We start from the raw sequence: 14,474 nt of genomic DNA on the forward strand, positions 1-14,474 counted from the left end.
CCTCTCTCAGGCGATGGTGTCGATGCCGGTCGGCACGAGGGTGACTTGTACTTTCTCGCTGGCGTCCGGGGTGAACGTGACCTTGACGCGCTGCAATCGCAGTTCGGCCGCGACCGTGCGGCACGTCTGCTCGGACGCGACCGGGATAATCACGCCGGGCACGAGGTCGTTGATGCCGACCTGCGCCTCGGGGGCGAGCTGCGCCTCGTCGGGGATCTCCAGGTACAGCGGCGCCGGGTCGCCGGCGGCGACGAGCGCATCGGCCTCGGCCTGCGCCGAGGCGAGGTCGGTGATCTCGTCCTCGGTCACGAGTCGCTCGAGCAGCCCGCACGAGCCAATGCCGCCGGCCGTGGCGAGCACGCCCTTGCCGATGACGCTCGAGGCGGTGACGGCTGCGGCCCCGTCCTCGATCACCTTTAGCTCGCCGATGAAATCGTCGTCGGTCAGACCGACCAGGCGAGCGAGCTGCGTCTCGCCCGAGATGATCAGCCGGTGGCCAATGGCCGTGTAGTCGATCCCGGTTCGGGCGAGCTCTTGCAGCGCGTCGCCCACGTACCCGCTGTTGGGCTTGTACTGGCGCTCGCCCACGATGCCCGAAGCGAACACGAGCAGGAAGTCGAGTACGCCCGGGTCGTCTTGGCCGTATCCGTGTCGTATGAGGGCCTCGGCGATGAACGCGAGGTCGAGCGAGCCGGCACCCATGTAGGACAACAGCGCCTTGATCTTGCGCCGGAACAGCCACGCGACGACGTCTTTGGCGTAGATGGTCGTCTCGTCGCGGCCGTACACGATCTTGATGATCGGGCCCTGCCACACCTTGATGCCGTCACGGAAGAACGTCAGGTCATTGCACCACGAGCGCGTCTCGTTGAGCAGTCGGCAGCACTCGGTACTCTCGCCCTCGCGCGGAATCGTCACCTCGGCTTCGCTCACGTCGTCGAGCACGCGGCCCCACGTCAACGACGAGGGCTCGACCTGCCCTCGCTCGACCCCGCCCGTGCGGTCATGGACGGCGACGACGTACTCGTCGGCGCACCCCAGCGGCCCCGCCATGGATCCCTCCTCAGCTCTCGCGCACGACAGTGCGCAACGTCACCGCGGCGTCCGCCGCGATCGTCGCGGCGTCAGCCTCGACGCACATCACGTAGGGCACCGCGCACTCGAGCACTGGCCACGAGAACGGGCGCCCCGCCGGCCCGAACACCACGCCGCCGGCGGGCGTCTCGGCCCGGCCCGGGCACTGCACGGTCGCCCGACGGCGCGTGCCGTCGAGCCGTAGCAGCGACGAGGCCGGCAGATACGAGATGTTGATCTCCGAGCAGAAACCGCACGGGTCGAGCTCGTCGACCGGCAGACCGGCGGGGTTCGGGTACAGCCGGATCCGCACGCCCCTCAGCGGCGACTCGCCGGTGTACAACTCAAGGTCGGTCACCTGGTCGGCCCATAGAGGCGCCGCGTCGGCAGGAATGTCGATGCACAGCCGGCGCCGCTCGAGCGGCTCGCAGTAGCAGGGGTTCGCCGGAACCGGGATCGCGGGGATCACCGGCGGGGGACAGTGCGGGTCGATCAGGCAGTCGGCCGCCTCGAGGGCCTCGCACGCGGCGATCTCCGAGACGCATTCCGGATCCGTCGACCACTCAATGCATGTGACGTCGGCGTCGTCGAGGTCCCAGTGCACATCATCGGCCACCATGACAGGGCCGCGAAGTGCGTGCGGCCGGCCCGCGGTCAAAGTGAACGTGACCTCGTACATGCTCGATCCGCCGCACCCGCCGGCGCTGTCCCCGATGCGGTTGGTGATCTGCGGTTCGGTCGTCATGGCGACCTCGCGCAGCGTCCGGAACACGCGGGCCGCGCACTCGGGGTAGCTCGTGAAATCTGGGCTGTCCTCGCAGATCTCGGGGCAGCACGTCATGTAGTCGAGGTCGTCGCCCGCGCAGCTCGCCCCGGGTGCGCACGGCAGCGCGCCGGCGAGAGCCGAGGTGAGCCAGCGTAGGCCGTAGTCGACCGCGCACGGCGTTGCGCCGATGAGCAGCCCCGTCACGGTGATGACGCGCGGGCCGCGGCGAGCTCGGCCGATCACAGCGCCGTCGCCGATGCGGTCGGTTACCGAGCGCTGAACCGGTGCGTTGTCCAAACCGGAGATGTCGGTGATCAGCAAGCCGGCGAAATCGTAGCTGTCCGGCTCGGCGTGATCGACCCATGCGGCGCCGTCGAGCAGCGGCGTACGGTACGGCTCGTCGTCGAGCATCAGTGCGAGGTCGGGACACGAACAGTCCTCGACGGTGGTCGTCGACGGCTTGAGTCCCTCCCGCATGTAGGCGATGGTCCGGGCCGCGTTGCTCAGCTCAACACCGCCCATGCAAAGCCAGTCGGTAGAGGCCATGAGGGTCTGTCTCCTATCGGGTCGCGTCGGCGAGGCGGTCGAGGCGGGCGAGCACCGAATCGCCGGCCCTGCTCGGGTCGGGCGAGATCAGCGTGATCGGTGCGTGGATCGTGGTTTGCCGCGTGAGTCGCTCCGTGGCAGCCGCGCCCGCGCCGACCGAGCCCGCGGCCGGTGTGAGCCTCGCCGCGCGCCGTACGGCGTCGGTCGGCCGTACGGCGTCGATCATGGTCGCGCGTACCCGGGCCGCGGTCGCGCGTAGTCCGTCGATGTAGCCGCGCAGCGTGTCGACCGCATCGGCCCGAAGCACCCGAGACGGCGATTTGATCTTGAGTGTCTTGCGGACTGTCGTCGACACGCTCTTGGCGATCTCGGTCATCAGAGCGACGATCTCGGCCCGCTGCGACTTGAGACCGGTCAGGAACCCCTTGCCAGCCGCGGCGCCGGCGTCGAACAAGGTGTCGGTCACGCTGGTACCGAACGCGCTGCTCTGGCGGTCGATCCGCTGTTGCAACGACGTGATCTCAGCGAGCGCGGTCCGCGAGCCGGTCGCAAGGGTACGCGCGAGCTCGCCCGCCTGCTCGGGGCCGCCCTCGACGAGTTGCCGGATGATGCCCTTGTCGAGGCCCCGCCGAGTCAGCACTTGCACGTCGCGGGCGAAAGTCTTGATCTTGGCGAGGCGGTCGCGCAGCGTGGCCACGAGTTTCGCCGCGCTGCTCTTCTCCTCGTCGTCGAACCCGGTGAGCTCGGCGAACCCACGCGTCCGCTCGATTGTCGACGTGCGGAACTGCCTCGCCTCGGCGATCGTGTCGGCGAGCTGGTCACGCTTCTTGGCCGCCGCGGTGAGCCGATCGTTCACCACCTCGAGCCGCTTGATCAACCGGTCGTCGATCGTGGTCCGGATCCCCACAAACGCCGTCTTGATCTTCTTTTCGAGCGAGCGGATCGCGGTCGAGATCTCCGACGGAGAGCCGACCAGGGAGCGCGAGAGCTGCGCGCCGAGGGTGAGGCCGATCGCCTGAATCCGCTTGGCGAGGGCCTTCTCGACGCTCTTGGGCAGCTCCAGGCCCAACCGCAGGTTGATGGCGCCCTGGCCCGACACTCGGCCGCCGCTCGCGTACCCGCGTATCGCGCCGACGAGTCCGCCGGCGGCGAAGCGGCCAGCGTTGAGCGCGTGCAGCAGTCCGAGGTACTTGCGGGTCTGCTTGGCGTTGATGACGTACTCGCCGTTGGACAGCAGTGCGGGAATCGAGTCCGACGTGCCGGTGCCCGGGCCGCGCACTCTTCCCGAGGGGCCGCCGGCGGCTCGCCGGATGAACCCTCGGGCGGGGTCGAGCATGCCGCCTGTGGCGCCGGCGTGAGCCTGTACACGGCTCCCCTTGACCTGTACAAACACGTCGATCACGCGGCCGGTGCTGTCCTTGATCAGCCGGTCGATCGCGCCGCGCGCCGGCGACGTGTCGGCTACGGCCTTCAGGCGGACGATCTTGCCATTCGGTAGTACCCGCACCGCGCGGCCGAATTTGTCGACGACCGTGATCGCGCCGGAAGCGTCCTCGCGGGCGCCGTCGAGCGAGCGAGCGAGGTTGAACACGGCGTCGCGGCCGGCCTTGCTATTGCCGGCCAGACGAGACAGGGCGGGCAATAGCTTGAGCGTCTCGGCGGTGGTCTGCGCGGTCGAGCCGGTCGCGCGCTGCTCGGCGACGAGCTTGTCACGTAGGGCTGTGACCTCTTTTGATAGCAATTGCTGACGGGCAAGGGCAGTGACGTTCCCATCCTTGAATGCCTTAGTGATCTCCTTCTGTACTTCCGTGAGATGGTTGGTCGCGTCCAGCACGGCGAGCGACGGATTCAAGAATCGGTTGAAAACCTCCTGCAAGGCGGCCGTCTGAGCCTCGAGGCCGATCGCCTCATCCTTCGCTCGGTGCCACGCGTCGGCGAGAACGATCGTTGAGTCGCCTGCCGTGGCGACCGAAGCGGAGTAGGTCGCGATCCGGGCGGCCGCGCTCGCGCTGATCGTGCCGTTCTCGTCCAAGGCCTTGGACAGGTCGACGCCGGCCGCGGTGGCGAGCCGAGTCGCCGACGCGACCGAGGGAGCGAAACCAGCGTTCACGAGTTGCTGTGCTGCGGAGGTAACGCGCTTGATCGCCGCGCGGTTGGCGTCCATGGCCGCGGTGATCGGAGCGCGTACGAAATTGTCGGCAGCGAGCGCCCCCTGTGCGAGTTGGAGGTTCGCGAACGTGGTCTCGCGGCCGACAGTTTTGGTCGAGGCGGCGAGACGTTGCTGTGTGGGGATCAACTTCGCTGCCAGGGCGGTATTCGCCGCCTTGTAACCCTTGATGTTGTTGCCGAACGCCTGGTTGACGCCGTTGATGCTGTTGATCGTCGAATCGAGCGCGCTCTTGGCATTCAGCGCTCGAATCGCGAAAAAGGCGATCGCCACACCGGCGGCGAGATAGAGGTTCGGGCCGGCGCCGGCAACCAGATTGAGCAGGCGGCCCGCACCGGCGGCCTTGCCCGCGCTGCCGGCGAACTTGCTCGCACTGCTGGCACCCTTGCTCAGCAAGGTGCCCACCGCCGACAGCGGCGAGCGAAGCGCGACACCGAGGACGACGAGCTGCGCGAGCTCCGGACTGACGTCGTTGAGCAGCGTGAGCAACCGCAGCAACCCGCCCACGAGACCGAGCACCGAACCGGCCAGCGGGGCGAGGGCCTGCACGCTCGAGGCGGACGCAGCGCCGAACTCAACGACGAGGTCTGTCAGTGAGTCGACGGCCGGCCCCGCGCTGCTCTGGAGGAAGGTGAAGAACTCCCGGGCTCTCGGACTGTCGAATCCTTGGCCGATCGTCTGCGTCGAGCGCTGCAACGCCTTGGCTGTCGTCTCGGCGAGCGGCTGTAGCCGCGGGAGGAGGCGGATGGTCTCGGCTGCGGTCGCGTTGTACAGCCTGAGAGATTCCGGCTCTACGGCCTTGCTCAGGGCCTTGTACCGGTCGATCAGCGTTCGCGTGGACGCGACCGCACTCCGTTGGTTCTTGGTCAGTCCGTCCCAGCGATCAGACAGCTCTTTCGTGCCCTTCACCACGGCGACGATGCTCGGGACCGACAGGGCGACCGCGGCGCCGATGCCTGCACCCGCGGCGATCAGCGGCGGCGCCGCGGCGGCGCCGGCGGCGATCGCCGAGGCCAGGATCGCGAGCCTTCCCGAGTAGCGATCGAGTTGCCCACGTGACTTGTCGGCCCGCCGGCCTAGGTCGGTGACCTTCTCGCCGAGGTCCTCGACGCCAGCCGCCGTACCGGCGGCGTCGGGGTTGTTGAGGAAGATCCGGGCGAGGGCGGCCCGGGCCCGGCCTGCGGCGCCGACGAGCCGGCCGCGCAGCGACGCTGCGGCCTTGTCGCTCTCGGTGGTGATGCGCTCGATCTCGACCGTGTCAAGATCGAAAAGCGACTGTTGAACATTCTCGACGGCGTGGTTCAGCTTGACGACGCCCGACTCGTCGATGTCGAACAAGGTGTCGCCGGCCGCACTGGCGAGCCGCTCAACCGCGTCGGCCGTATCGCCTGCGGCCCGGGCCGCCTTGCCGAGCTCGACCTTGGCCGCTACCGTGACGCGCTTGAGCTTGGCGCCCGCCTTATCCGCTCCCCCGCCGACGCGCTTTTCGATCGTGTCGCCGAGAGCCGCGGCGGCCTTCTCGGTCGCGGTGAGCTCGGCCTGAGCGACCTTCGCCGCCTTGCGTACGCGGGCCTCGAGACCTTTCTTGACGTCCTCGTCGAGGTTGTCGAAATCTACCTCGAGGCGGACCTCTGCGGTTGCGAGTTCGCTCACGGGCAGCACTCCCAGCGTGCGGGGTCTGCCCGGCCCATAGCTCAGACGGCGTCGATCTCAGGCTACGGCTGTACTGACTCGGCCGCCCTTCGTTGCGGCCACCGCTGCCATGAACGCCGCGGCGGCTTCCTCATCGGAGACGGGTGGCGTCTCGACGACGTCGACGCCGCCGGGCGGCCTGTCGAGCTTCGCCTCGAATATGCGCCGCTCCCCATCGCCGGCGCCCTCGGCGAGGTAGGCGTGCACGACGTTGCACAGGTACGCCGGCCGGTCGAGCATCGCGACCAGGTCGAGCCCGCGTAGCGCCCATCGCCCCTCGAGCTCTGACCAAGCCGCGGCCACGTGGCCGTACAACTTCTGCGCGACCCACCAGCGGCGGCCGGTAGCCGCCTCGACGAGCTGCTCGGCCACCCGGTCGACGTCGTCGAGCTCGAGAGGATCGTCGTCGTCGTCGAGCCGGTCGTCGAGCACGTCGAGGTCCTCGGGGTCGACCAGCGCGTACAACAACTCGAGCTGCCAGTCGACCAGCGTGAGCACGTCGAGCAGCACCGACCACGAGCCGACGAGCTCGTACACCTCGCCGTCGAGCTCGAACGAGCGGGGCGGCCCGTCCAGCGACGGCCGCCACTGCTCGGCCACCTAGCGCCGGCCGCGCGCCCGGGCCCGCGCCTTGTTCGCCGGCACGCTGCTCGCCCGGGCGTTGGCGCCCATCTTCTCCATGACCTTGACGAGGATGTCGTAAAGATCTTCCTCGCGGAACTTGTCGTTGTCGTCGTTGAGCCGCTCGTTCAGTCTGCGAATCGAGTCAGGCTGCAATACCCGGTCGAGGAACTCCTCGCCCGCCCACAGCGCATCGGCGGTCGACGCGCGCCGCGACGTCGAAGCGATCAGCCGGCGCATCACCTCGGGGAACTTCTTCGGCCTGATGATCTTGTAGATCTCGCCGTCGATCTCGAATGCGATGGTCCGCTCGGCCTCGGGTGTGTCGTCCTCGTCGTCACGGTCGGGCGTCGTGAACACGAGATCGGGGTCGACGACGACGGTCCCCTCGATCGGCTCGTCGTCGACGAGCTCGGCCTCGGCCGGCACCTCGTCGGCCTCGGCCGGCGGATTGCGCTTGGTCGGTTTGGTGCTGCGTACCCGTGCGGGCGCGTTCCCCATGTGCTCCCCCGTATGTGCGAATCAGATCTTGCGCTCGCGCACAGGGTACGGGCACGCCTCTTGGAAAGCGTCGCGTAGCCATCGCGTCGGCTTCACGCCCTTGACGCTGCGGGCGAAGACGACCGGCCGCGAGCCTTTCGCCGCGGTGCCCGACTTGACCTCGAACCGTAGGAATTTCCGGTGCACGGGCACGATCGGCTTGCGCTTCGGGCCGTAGATCCCGGTCCCGATGTCCTGCCAGTACATGTACTGGAGAGGCGAGCCGGCCCGCAGGATGATCCGCCCGGATCCGATCTCGATCACGTGGTCGATGCTCGTGCGGCCGACGCCGTCGTCGACCGGAGCCCGCCTCTTGGCGGCGTTCACGGTCCGCCGGCCGATCTTGTCGGCGTGCCGTACGACCTCGCGCGACCGCGATGTCGTCAACCGTCGGAGTTCTGTCTCGTTGATCCGTACCCGCACGCTCGCCACGGCTCCCCCTCTGCGCGCCCTCAGGCGCCCTCAGGCGCCCTCAGGCAGCGTCGTCGAACTCCGGCGTCGCCTTGAGCCGCAACTTGGGCTCTGGAGCGTCCTCGTGCCGCTCTCGGTCCACGTACGGGCCCGTGCGCGGCGCCTCCTCATCGTCGTCGGAGGGGGGACCGTCCGGTGACGCTGCGGCGTCCGACTCGACAAGAGTCAGACGGCCCCCCGCGATCACGGCGCGGATGAACGGAGTGTCCTCGGTCACGACCTCCTCGCCCGGTCGCATCCCGAGTGCTGCCGTCTCTGCCCGAACAGTGATCTCTCCCACATGGCAAGGATCGCATGACAAAGGCCCCAGGGCAGGTACCCCGGGGCCTTGGCCTTTCCGCACACGTGTCGGCGAGCCTACTCGCTGTCGACCGGACCAGTCAGCGCGATCATGTCGTGCTCTGCAAGCCAGCGATGCGAATCGTCGTACCGCGGCCATTGCGCGTGAGCCTCACCGCGGGCAGCGACCACGGCGAGCTCATACGCGTGACCTTCTGACTAGGCCAGGTGTCGGCCTTCTCAACGCTGGTCTTGATCCACGACTCGAGGCTCATCGTCGACATGAACTCGAAGAGCTGCGTTTCGGCGATCACGCCGGCCACGACGAGCACGTCGTCGCGCACCTCGGCCTCGCGCACCTCGCCGATCACGAGGCCCTTGTCGTCGAGCAGCCGCACGGGCAGTGAGCCGTCTCGGGCCTGGTACTGGTACGGCGGGAGCATGCAACCCATCTCCTCGCCAGTGCTGTCGAACCTGAGCAGATCGCCGCACCACTCGACCGACGGGTCACCCGGGCGCCACAACACGCGGCCAGCGTCCAACTCCCCGAGCGGGTCGTTCGCGGGGGTGCCCATCGCGATGGACACGCACTGTTTGACGCGCCCCCGGTACGCCCCCTGATCCTTCTCCGACACCCTGCCCACCACGATCCCGCGGCGGGCGAATAGCTCGATCGCGTCGTCGAGGTCGGCCTCGGCGCCCTCGAGCCGCACCTCGACCGATCCACGGATCCGCGGCTTGATCGCTTGGACGGTGTACCCGAGCTCGGCCGCCAATCGCTCGAGCTCGCCCATGCGTTCGCGACGCTCGTCGGGAGTCAATCTCTGTCCTCCTCTCGCACGTGGTCGGGGAGTACACCGCACCGACGGTCGACGAACCGGTACACCGTACCGGCGTAGGTGTCTCGGTTCAGATCCGAGCTCAACGCCGTGTTCGTGGCCCAGTCATCGAATGCCAAGACCATGGTGTGTAGCTGGTCCATGAACGCGCCGAAGCTGCCCGGCTTCTCGTCTTCGGTGTTGAGGCCAGCCTCCCGAGCGAGCTCGTCGGCCCTGGTCAGGTGGAGCAACATCGCTTTTGCGTTCTGACCGATGCGTTGTGCGGTCTTGGGGTCGATGGGACGCACCGGGGGGTCGAGGTCGTTCACTTGCCCTCCCTCCCAGTTTCGTCGACCGGCAGCATGCCGCCGGGCTTGTGGCACCAGTTCTCGACGTTCGCGTACACACCGTTCTGGCGGGTGAGCCCCCCCGACCGGCCCGCGGTGTTGATCGCCCACCCGTCGAGCGCCTCGACCATGTGGTCGACGTCGTGCAGGAACGCCCCCACGCTGCCCGGGGTCCTGCCGTTGACGTCGAGACCGGCCCGTTCGGCGAGGTCCTCGACCATGTGGAAGTGCAGCAGTACGGCCTTGGCGTGCCGCGCGAGCTGCCGCGCGAGGTCGCGGTCGATCGGTACGTCGTCGGGGATGACCGCGGCTACCACGTCGCCGGTGGTGGTGTCATTGTCGGCACTGTGCACGACGCGCGCCGTGTGCGCGCGAGCCGCCGCGACTGTGTCGACCGTGAGGTACTGCCGACCGGTGACGCGGTTGCGGTCCATGTCGATTACGCTCACGCGCTCAACCGGCATCGTCTCGCGCAGGATCGTCAGCACGATCTCGATGTCGGTCGGTGTGCCGCGTAGCCGTAGCCGCACTTCGCCGCCCTCGCTTGGCTGGTCGTCGACTACGGGTGGGGCGGATGGACCGCGGCGGTGCAGGTCGATCACGGCTGTACAGCGGGCGCCCCACGAAGTCTCGCGCGGCGCCGAGAGGTCGTCGAGGTGGATCCCGCGCTCGGCGAGCACGTCGACGGCCTCGGCGACGTCGAGGCCGTGCCCGTCGAGCTGAACGCGCACGGGCCCGCGTACGGGCCGGTCAGGGGCGAGCACGACCAGCCCGAGGGCCTCGGCCTGTCGCATGAGCGCGGCGCGCTGATCCTCGAGCGAGGCCTCGGCGAGGTCGGCCGCGGCCGACTTGTCGAACCTGGACTCGCTCATAGGGCCGCCTCGACGGCCCGCTCGATCTCGGGCGTACGGGTCTCTCGGGCGAGGTCAGCCCACGCCCTGCGGTTGTCGGCGTCGCCCGAGGCGAGGCCGGTTGAGATCGCCGTCGCAGCGGCGAAGTGGGCCCGGGCAATGCTCGAGCGCACCAGCGCAACGAGCTCGGTCTCCTCGGGGTCGGGGCCTTCCTCGGGAGTGCCCCGCGTGTTGACCGCCGCGTACGCCTCGTCGAGCGCCTCGACGCCGGCCCGGTAGTGCTCGGTCGGCGTAGCCGGGTACTGGTTCTCCATGTGATCTTCCTCATTTCCGGTGGGATTTATGGAACCGCTCGGGGAAGCCCGAACGGGTTAGGTGGTCGCAGCAAGCGCGGTCTCGACGAGCTCGAGAGCCTCCGAGGTGTTGCCGCGCCCCGGGAACGGCAGCTCACCGCTACCGGCGACGAGGCCGGCGGCGATGTGCTGCGAGCCGACCGCCTCGACGGCGTTCCGGAACGCCGGGCCCGCGTTGCGGCTCTGGCTTGAGCAGTCCAACAGCGCCGACTCGACGGTCGGACTCTCGAGCATCGACCAGGCGTTGACGACACGCTCGGCGCCGGCGGTGACGTCGGCCGGCGAGGCGCCGACCAACATCGCCTTGAAACCCTCGCGGGCCGACATGAGCGGCCCCCCGATCTGCACGAACGCGTGCCGGCAGTCCTCGGGCAGCGTGGACGGGACCGTGACGGGCTTGCCGTCAGGCCCGGGCACGGTCGAGAACGGCGCGTCGGCCGCCGGCGTCGACGCCGCGGTGCCGACGGGCGACGAGCATCCGCCGAGCAGCAAGGCGGCGGCGATGATCGGGGGGATCGTGATTCGTCTCATGGCGGGATAGTGGCCTATCTGACCGTCCGCGAGTGACCGAATGCAGTCACACGCGGACGGTAGGTGATCAGAACGGGGGTTCGTCGGAGAACTCGGAGTCGCGCACCCGCCCGTACGGCATGTCTGTGTGCCGGGACAGTTCGCGGGCAAGCTCGTCGTCGTACGCGATCGTGATGCGCGTGAGCGACCGGTACGCCGCGGCGATGCGGTCGAGGTCCTCCTCGGCGTCTCGATGGTCGACGCCGAGCGGGATGTCGCTCTCGGCAGTTGCCTCGCCGACCTGGTCGACCAGCTTCCGTATTTGCCGCTCGAGGTCGCGCAGCTTGAGCAGTTCCGGCGCAAGGTGATGCTTGATCAGCTTCTTTGCACCGATCATCATGTCGACGTAGTCGCGGCGACCGGCGCACTCGCAACCGGAGTCCGCGCAGCGCGCACACCGCGGGCCCAAGCTGGTCAGCCCGTCGAGCGCGACCCATCCGGCAGCGCGGCCGGCCTCGGCCGCGGCCTCGGCGGTCGGGAAGTGCAGACACCCGCCCGGGTCGGGTCCGTCCTCGCTCGCGTACTCGTTGGTCTGCTCGGTCGCGTCGTACGGCAGCGAGCAGCACGCGCACACGAGCACCGAGCACGCATGTTCGCGCTGCACGACACGGATCGAGTCGCGCAGTTCGGCGGGGCGGTACGTCGCCCGGATCTTGTGGCCGTGCAGCTCGAGGCCGAAGTGAGCCGAGTTGGGCAGCTCGTCGCCCTGCTCGTCGACCAGGAGCCAGCACCGGTAAGGCAAGGCCCCGTTCTTGAGCGGGGCACCGCGGCGAGCCTGGTCGAGCAGTTCCTCGAACGCCATCGCGACCGAACCGCGGATGTTGCCGTTCTTGAGGCCGGCCTCGATCAGCGCCATCGCTGAAGTGTGATCGATCGTCACGTGTCCTCTTCTCGGGATCGAGGGTTGCGGGAGATGGTGACTGCCTGGCTCTCCGAGGCCCGGGCGCCGCCCGTCATCCCTTGTACTCACTCAGGTAGGGATGGCCCTGCTCTCGCAGGTAGAGGCCGACCAGACGGTGCAGTCGGCGGGCCCGCCAGTACGGCGCGCTGTCGCCATCGCCGAACGCGGCGTCGGTGCCGAGGTCGAGCTCGGCGCCCTGTACGCCGATGTACGCCTGCCATCCGAGGTGCTCGCTCAACGTCTGCTCGCGCTCGAACGCGGTGATCCCGTCAGAGATCACGGCCAGGTTGCGCTGTGCCCTGGCGAGCTCCTCGGCCGCCTCCTTGCGCAGCTTCTCGAGCTCGTCGCGGATCGCCGGGCGGGCCTCGTCGTTCTCCTCGGGGGTGAGCGGTGCCGGCCCCTGCTCGGCGCCGCGTCCCCGCTTGCGGCTGGTCACGCGTTCTCGCCGACGATGGCCCGCAGCTTGTCGAGTCCCTCGAGGGTGCGCACCATCCGGTACGCGGTCACGAGGCCCGGGAATCCCGCGGCGAGCTTGTCGAGGTTGTGCGCATCACCGGTGTCCATCGCGGCGAGCAGCATCTTTCGGAATGTGCTCGGTGTCCAGCCCTCGCCACGGGCGTGGAACAGTACGTGAGCGGCGTCCTCTTCGCTGATCTCGACCGCGAACGTCTTGCCCGCGGCGATCGCCTGGAGCTTGGCCGTGCCGCCCTCGACGTGCTGCGCGAGGTTGACCGCGGACACGTAGCCGGCGAACCCCTCGGCGAAGCGGGCGCGGTTGGTGGGGCTGGACCGCGCGATCAGGTTCACGAGGTCGGTGGTGTAGTCGCCCCCCTGGAATCCGCCCGGGCTCCGGAAGTGAAACAGGACGTGTCGCGCCTGCTCGGCCGTGATCTTGCTTTCGTCAATGAAACGTGTCATGCGGGTATCGCTGTCCTTCCGTGACGGTGATCGACTTGTTAGAGGGGGTGAGCAGTGCGGGGGATCAACTGATCGCGCCCCCGCAGATCTGAGGGTTACGCCGCGAAGAGGCTGAGTTGATCGACCTCGGCCGCTGGCCGCGCCGAGGTGAACCGGCCGCGGTGCCGCCCGGGCCGGTCCGGGTTGAACCCGTTGACTTCCTCGAACGCGGGCTCGTCGACGCCGAACAGCGCGTCGACGTCGGCCGCGGCGAGGATCCGGTCGCGCCAACGCATGATCCGCTCGACGTTCTTCGGGGCAACGGTGCACATGGTTCCGTCGACCGAGTCGACGCCCATCCGGGCGGCGATCAGGTAGCGGCCCCACGTGTTCACGCGGCCCATGTGGGTCCACTTGCCGAGGCTGTTAGCGATGTCGACGAGCTCGGCGACCGCGGCCGACTCTTTCCAGTCGTCGCCGCCCCCGATGAAAAGCGCGTCAATGTCGTTCCACAAGTCCCACGCGTCGTACTCGATGCCGGGCTGAGCGACGAACGCGACACTGAACCCGCGCTCGCGGATCCGGGGAAGCATGTCCCAGCTCGCGTTCTTGGTGGCCCAGTGGTTCCCGACGACGTCGGGAGCGACGACGAACGCGAACTCGTCGGCGAGGCCCGCGGCGGCGAGCTCGTCGAGGCCCGCGAGGTATGCCTCGTCGCCCCGATAGTGCCCACCGAAAACGCCGTTGTCGCGGCACTTGACGACGCCCGGGATGGGGCGGTTCCCCTGTGCCGGGGTGGTGATCATGCCTAGGTCGCCGGCGAGCATCGCATCGACGATGCGCTCGTCACCACACGGCGGCGTCATGTAGAGGGGCGCGTGCATCTCAGACCTCGCCCAGCTCGAACAGGCCCTCGGCACCGGTGGCCGCGTGCTCGTCGAACAGGGTCTCGGCGACCGGCTTGAACGTGGGGTCGAACGCGGTCGGTCCGAGGTCGAGCCAGGTCTGAGCGTGGTTCACGGGGGACTCCCTTGCGGTCTTGGCGGTGCAAGACAGACCGTACACCTATGTTAATAGACATTGCAAGGGAGTCCGTACATCTAAGCCGTGGGCGCCCGTTCTCTCGAGGGTCTCGGCACGTGCCGGATCCGACCGCGCACCTCAGCCAGCGACCCCCGCCCGTACGCGAGGTGCTGCGCCACCTCCGGCCGGCAGTTGGGGCACGGCTCGACATACTCGCGGCCGTTGCCGTCGACGAGGTCGAGCCATCCGGCCACGCATCCGATGTGCAGGCAAGTGCACACGGATGGCCACGGGCAAGCGAGCCTCATGCTTCACCACCTAGTTGGGCGCACTACGTAACGCGCCCGTATAGGTCGATGATAAATGATCTCTCGAATTGAGGTACGGCGACGCTGTTGCGCAGCTACCGTTGGTGCTGGCAGTCACGCGCGAACCGGGTGGAACTTCCCAGGCTTTAGCCCGGCGTACCAAACACCTGATCGGCGCCGTTTCAAGGGCCGTGTGTAAGACCTGCGATAGACGGCGATCGGGCAGAGGGAAAACTCGATGTCTGGGGAC

Annotated in this window: 17 protein-coding genes; all 17 read right to left on the reverse strand. The window is 68.5% G+C overall.

What is annotated here, in order from left to right:
• Positions 1–6 precede the first annotated feature (6 nt).
• Entirely contained in the window at positions 7–1,053 is a 1,047-nt protein-coding gene (locus KLK06_RS10325) for a hypothetical protein (RefSeq protein WP_214635128.1), read from the reverse strand.
• A 10-nt stretch (positions 1,054–1,063) separates the two neighbouring features.
• Complete coding sequence (locus KLK06_RS10330) at positions 1,064–2,362, reverse strand: hypothetical protein (protein WP_214635129.1); 1,299 nt, start codon at positions 2,360–2,362, stop codon at positions 1,064–1,066.
• 37 nt (positions 2,363–2,399) lie between these two features.
• Complete coding sequence (locus KLK06_RS10335; protein WP_214635130.1) at positions 2,400–6,206, reverse strand: hypothetical protein; 3,807 nt, start codon at positions 6,204–6,206, stop codon at positions 2,400–2,402.
• Between the two features lie 57 nt (positions 6,207–6,263).
• Positions 6,264–6,845 (reverse strand): hypothetical protein, encoded by a 582-nt coding sequence (locus KLK06_RS10340; RefSeq protein WP_214635131.1) that lies wholly within the window; start codon positions 6,843–6,845, stop codon positions 6,264–6,266.
• Positions 6,846–7,367 (reverse strand): hypothetical protein, encoded by a 522-nt coding sequence (locus KLK06_RS10345; RefSeq protein ID WP_214635132.1) that lies wholly within the window; start codon positions 7,365–7,367, stop codon positions 6,846–6,848.
• 21 nt (positions 7,368–7,388) lie between these two features.
• Positions 7,389–7,838, reverse strand: coding sequence for a hypothetical protein (locus KLK06_RS10350; RefSeq protein ID WP_214635133.1), 450 nt, complete (start codon positions 7,836–7,838; stop codon positions 7,389–7,391).
• Positions 7,839–7,878: 40 nt separating this feature from the next.
• Complete coding sequence (locus KLK06_RS10355; RefSeq protein ID WP_214635134.1) at positions 7,879–8,094, reverse strand: hypothetical protein; 216 nt, start codon at positions 8,092–8,094, stop codon at positions 7,879–7,881.
• A gap of 172 nt (positions 8,095–8,266) precedes the next feature.
• A complete protein-coding gene (locus KLK06_RS10360; RefSeq protein ID WP_214635135.1) occupies positions 8,267–8,977 on the reverse strand; it encodes a hypothetical protein in 711 nt (236 codons plus the stop codon).
• A complete protein-coding gene (locus tag KLK06_RS10365) occupies positions 8,974–9,303 on the reverse strand; it encodes a hypothetical protein (protein WP_214635136.1) in 330 nt (109 codons plus the stop codon). Before KLK06_RS10365 ends, KLK06_RS10360 begins: the two co-directional genes overlap by 4 nt.
• A complete protein-coding gene (locus KLK06_RS10370) occupies positions 9,300–10,193 on the reverse strand; it encodes a hypothetical protein (protein WP_214635137.1) in 894 nt (297 codons plus the stop codon). Before KLK06_RS10370 ends, KLK06_RS10365 begins: the two co-directional genes overlap by 4 nt.
• The gene (locus KLK06_RS10375) at positions 10,190–10,486 is read right to left on the reverse strand and encodes a hypothetical protein (protein ID WP_214635138.1); all 297 of its coding nucleotides are present in this window, start codon (positions 10,484–10,486) and stop codon (positions 10,190–10,192) included. The genes KLK06_RS10370 and KLK06_RS10375 overlap by 4 nt, the downstream gene beginning before the upstream one ends.
• Positions 10,487–10,543: 57 nt before the next feature.
• Positions 10,544–11,056, reverse strand: coding sequence for a hypothetical protein (locus KLK06_RS10380; protein ID WP_214635139.1), 513 nt, complete (start codon positions 11,054–11,056; stop codon positions 10,544–10,546).
• Positions 11,057–11,123: 67 nt separating this feature from the next.
• The gene (locus KLK06_RS10385; RefSeq protein WP_214635140.1) at positions 11,124–11,951 is read right to left on the reverse strand and encodes a hypothetical protein; all 828 of its coding nucleotides are present in this window, start codon (positions 11,949–11,951) and stop codon (positions 11,124–11,126) included.
• Positions 11,952–12,048: 97 nt separating this feature from the next.
• Positions 12,049–12,432 (reverse strand): hypothetical protein, encoded by a 384-nt coding sequence (locus KLK06_RS10390; protein WP_214635141.1) that lies wholly within the window; start codon positions 12,430–12,432, stop codon positions 12,049–12,051.
• Positions 12,429–12,914, reverse strand: a complete 486-nt coding sequence (locus KLK06_RS10395; protein WP_214635142.1) for a hypothetical protein — start codon at positions 12,912–12,914, stop codon at positions 12,429–12,431. Before KLK06_RS10395 ends, KLK06_RS10390 begins: the two co-directional genes overlap by 4 nt.
• A 95-nt stretch (positions 12,915–13,009) precedes the next feature.
• Complete coding sequence (locus tag KLK06_RS10400) at positions 13,010–13,777, reverse strand: hypothetical protein (RefSeq protein ID WP_214635143.1); 768 nt, start codon at positions 13,775–13,777, stop codon at positions 13,010–13,012.
• A gap of 1 nt (position 13,778) precedes the next feature.
• A complete protein-coding gene (locus KLK06_RS61375; RefSeq protein ID WP_284734945.1) occupies positions 13,779–13,913 on the reverse strand; it encodes a hypothetical protein in 135 nt (44 codons plus the stop codon).
• Between the last annotated feature and the right edge of the window lie 561 nt (positions 13,914–14,474).

Source organism: Nonomuraea sp. NEAU-A123 (genome assembly GCF_018603905.1).
In the GTDB taxonomy this organism is placed as follows: Bacteria; Actinomycetota; Actinomycetes; order Streptosporangiales; family Streptosporangiaceae; genus Nonomuraea.

Coding starts and splice junctions, on each gene's coding strand:
- KLK06_RS10325 (WP_214635128.1), bottom strand. CDS start 1,053: ATGGCGGGGCCGCTGGGGTGCGCCGACGAGTACGTCGTCGCCGTCCAT.
- KLK06_RS10330 (WP_214635129.1), bottom strand. CDS start 2,362: ATGGGCGGTGTTGAGCTGAGCAACGCGGCCCGGACCATCGCCTACATG.
- KLK06_RS10345 (WP_214635132.1), bottom strand. CDS start 7,367: ATGGGGAACGCGCCCGCACGGGTACGCAGCACCAAACCGACCAAGCGC.
- KLK06_RS10370 (WP_214635137.1), bottom strand. CDS start 10,193: ATGAGCGAGTCCAGGTTCGACAAGTCGGCCGCGGCCGACCTCGCCGAG.
- KLK06_RS10375 (WP_214635138.1), bottom strand. CDS start 10,486: ATGGAGAACCAGTACCCGGCTACGCCGACCGAGCACTACCGGGCCGGC.
- KLK06_RS10380 (WP_214635139.1), bottom strand. CDS start 11,056: ATGAGACGAATCACGATCCCCCCGATCATCGCCGCCGCCTTGCTGCTC.
- KLK06_RS10385 (WP_214635140.1), bottom strand. CDS start 11,951: ATGGCGCTGATCGAGGCCGGCCTCAAGAACGGCAACATCCGCGGTTCG.
- KLK06_RS10395 (WP_214635142.1), bottom strand. CDS start 12,914: ATGACACGTTTCATTGACGAAAGCAAGATCACGGCCGAGCAGGCGCGA.
- KLK06_RS10400 (WP_214635143.1), bottom strand. CDS start 13,777: ATGCACGCGCCCCTCTACATGACGCCGCCGTGTGGTGACGAGCGCATC.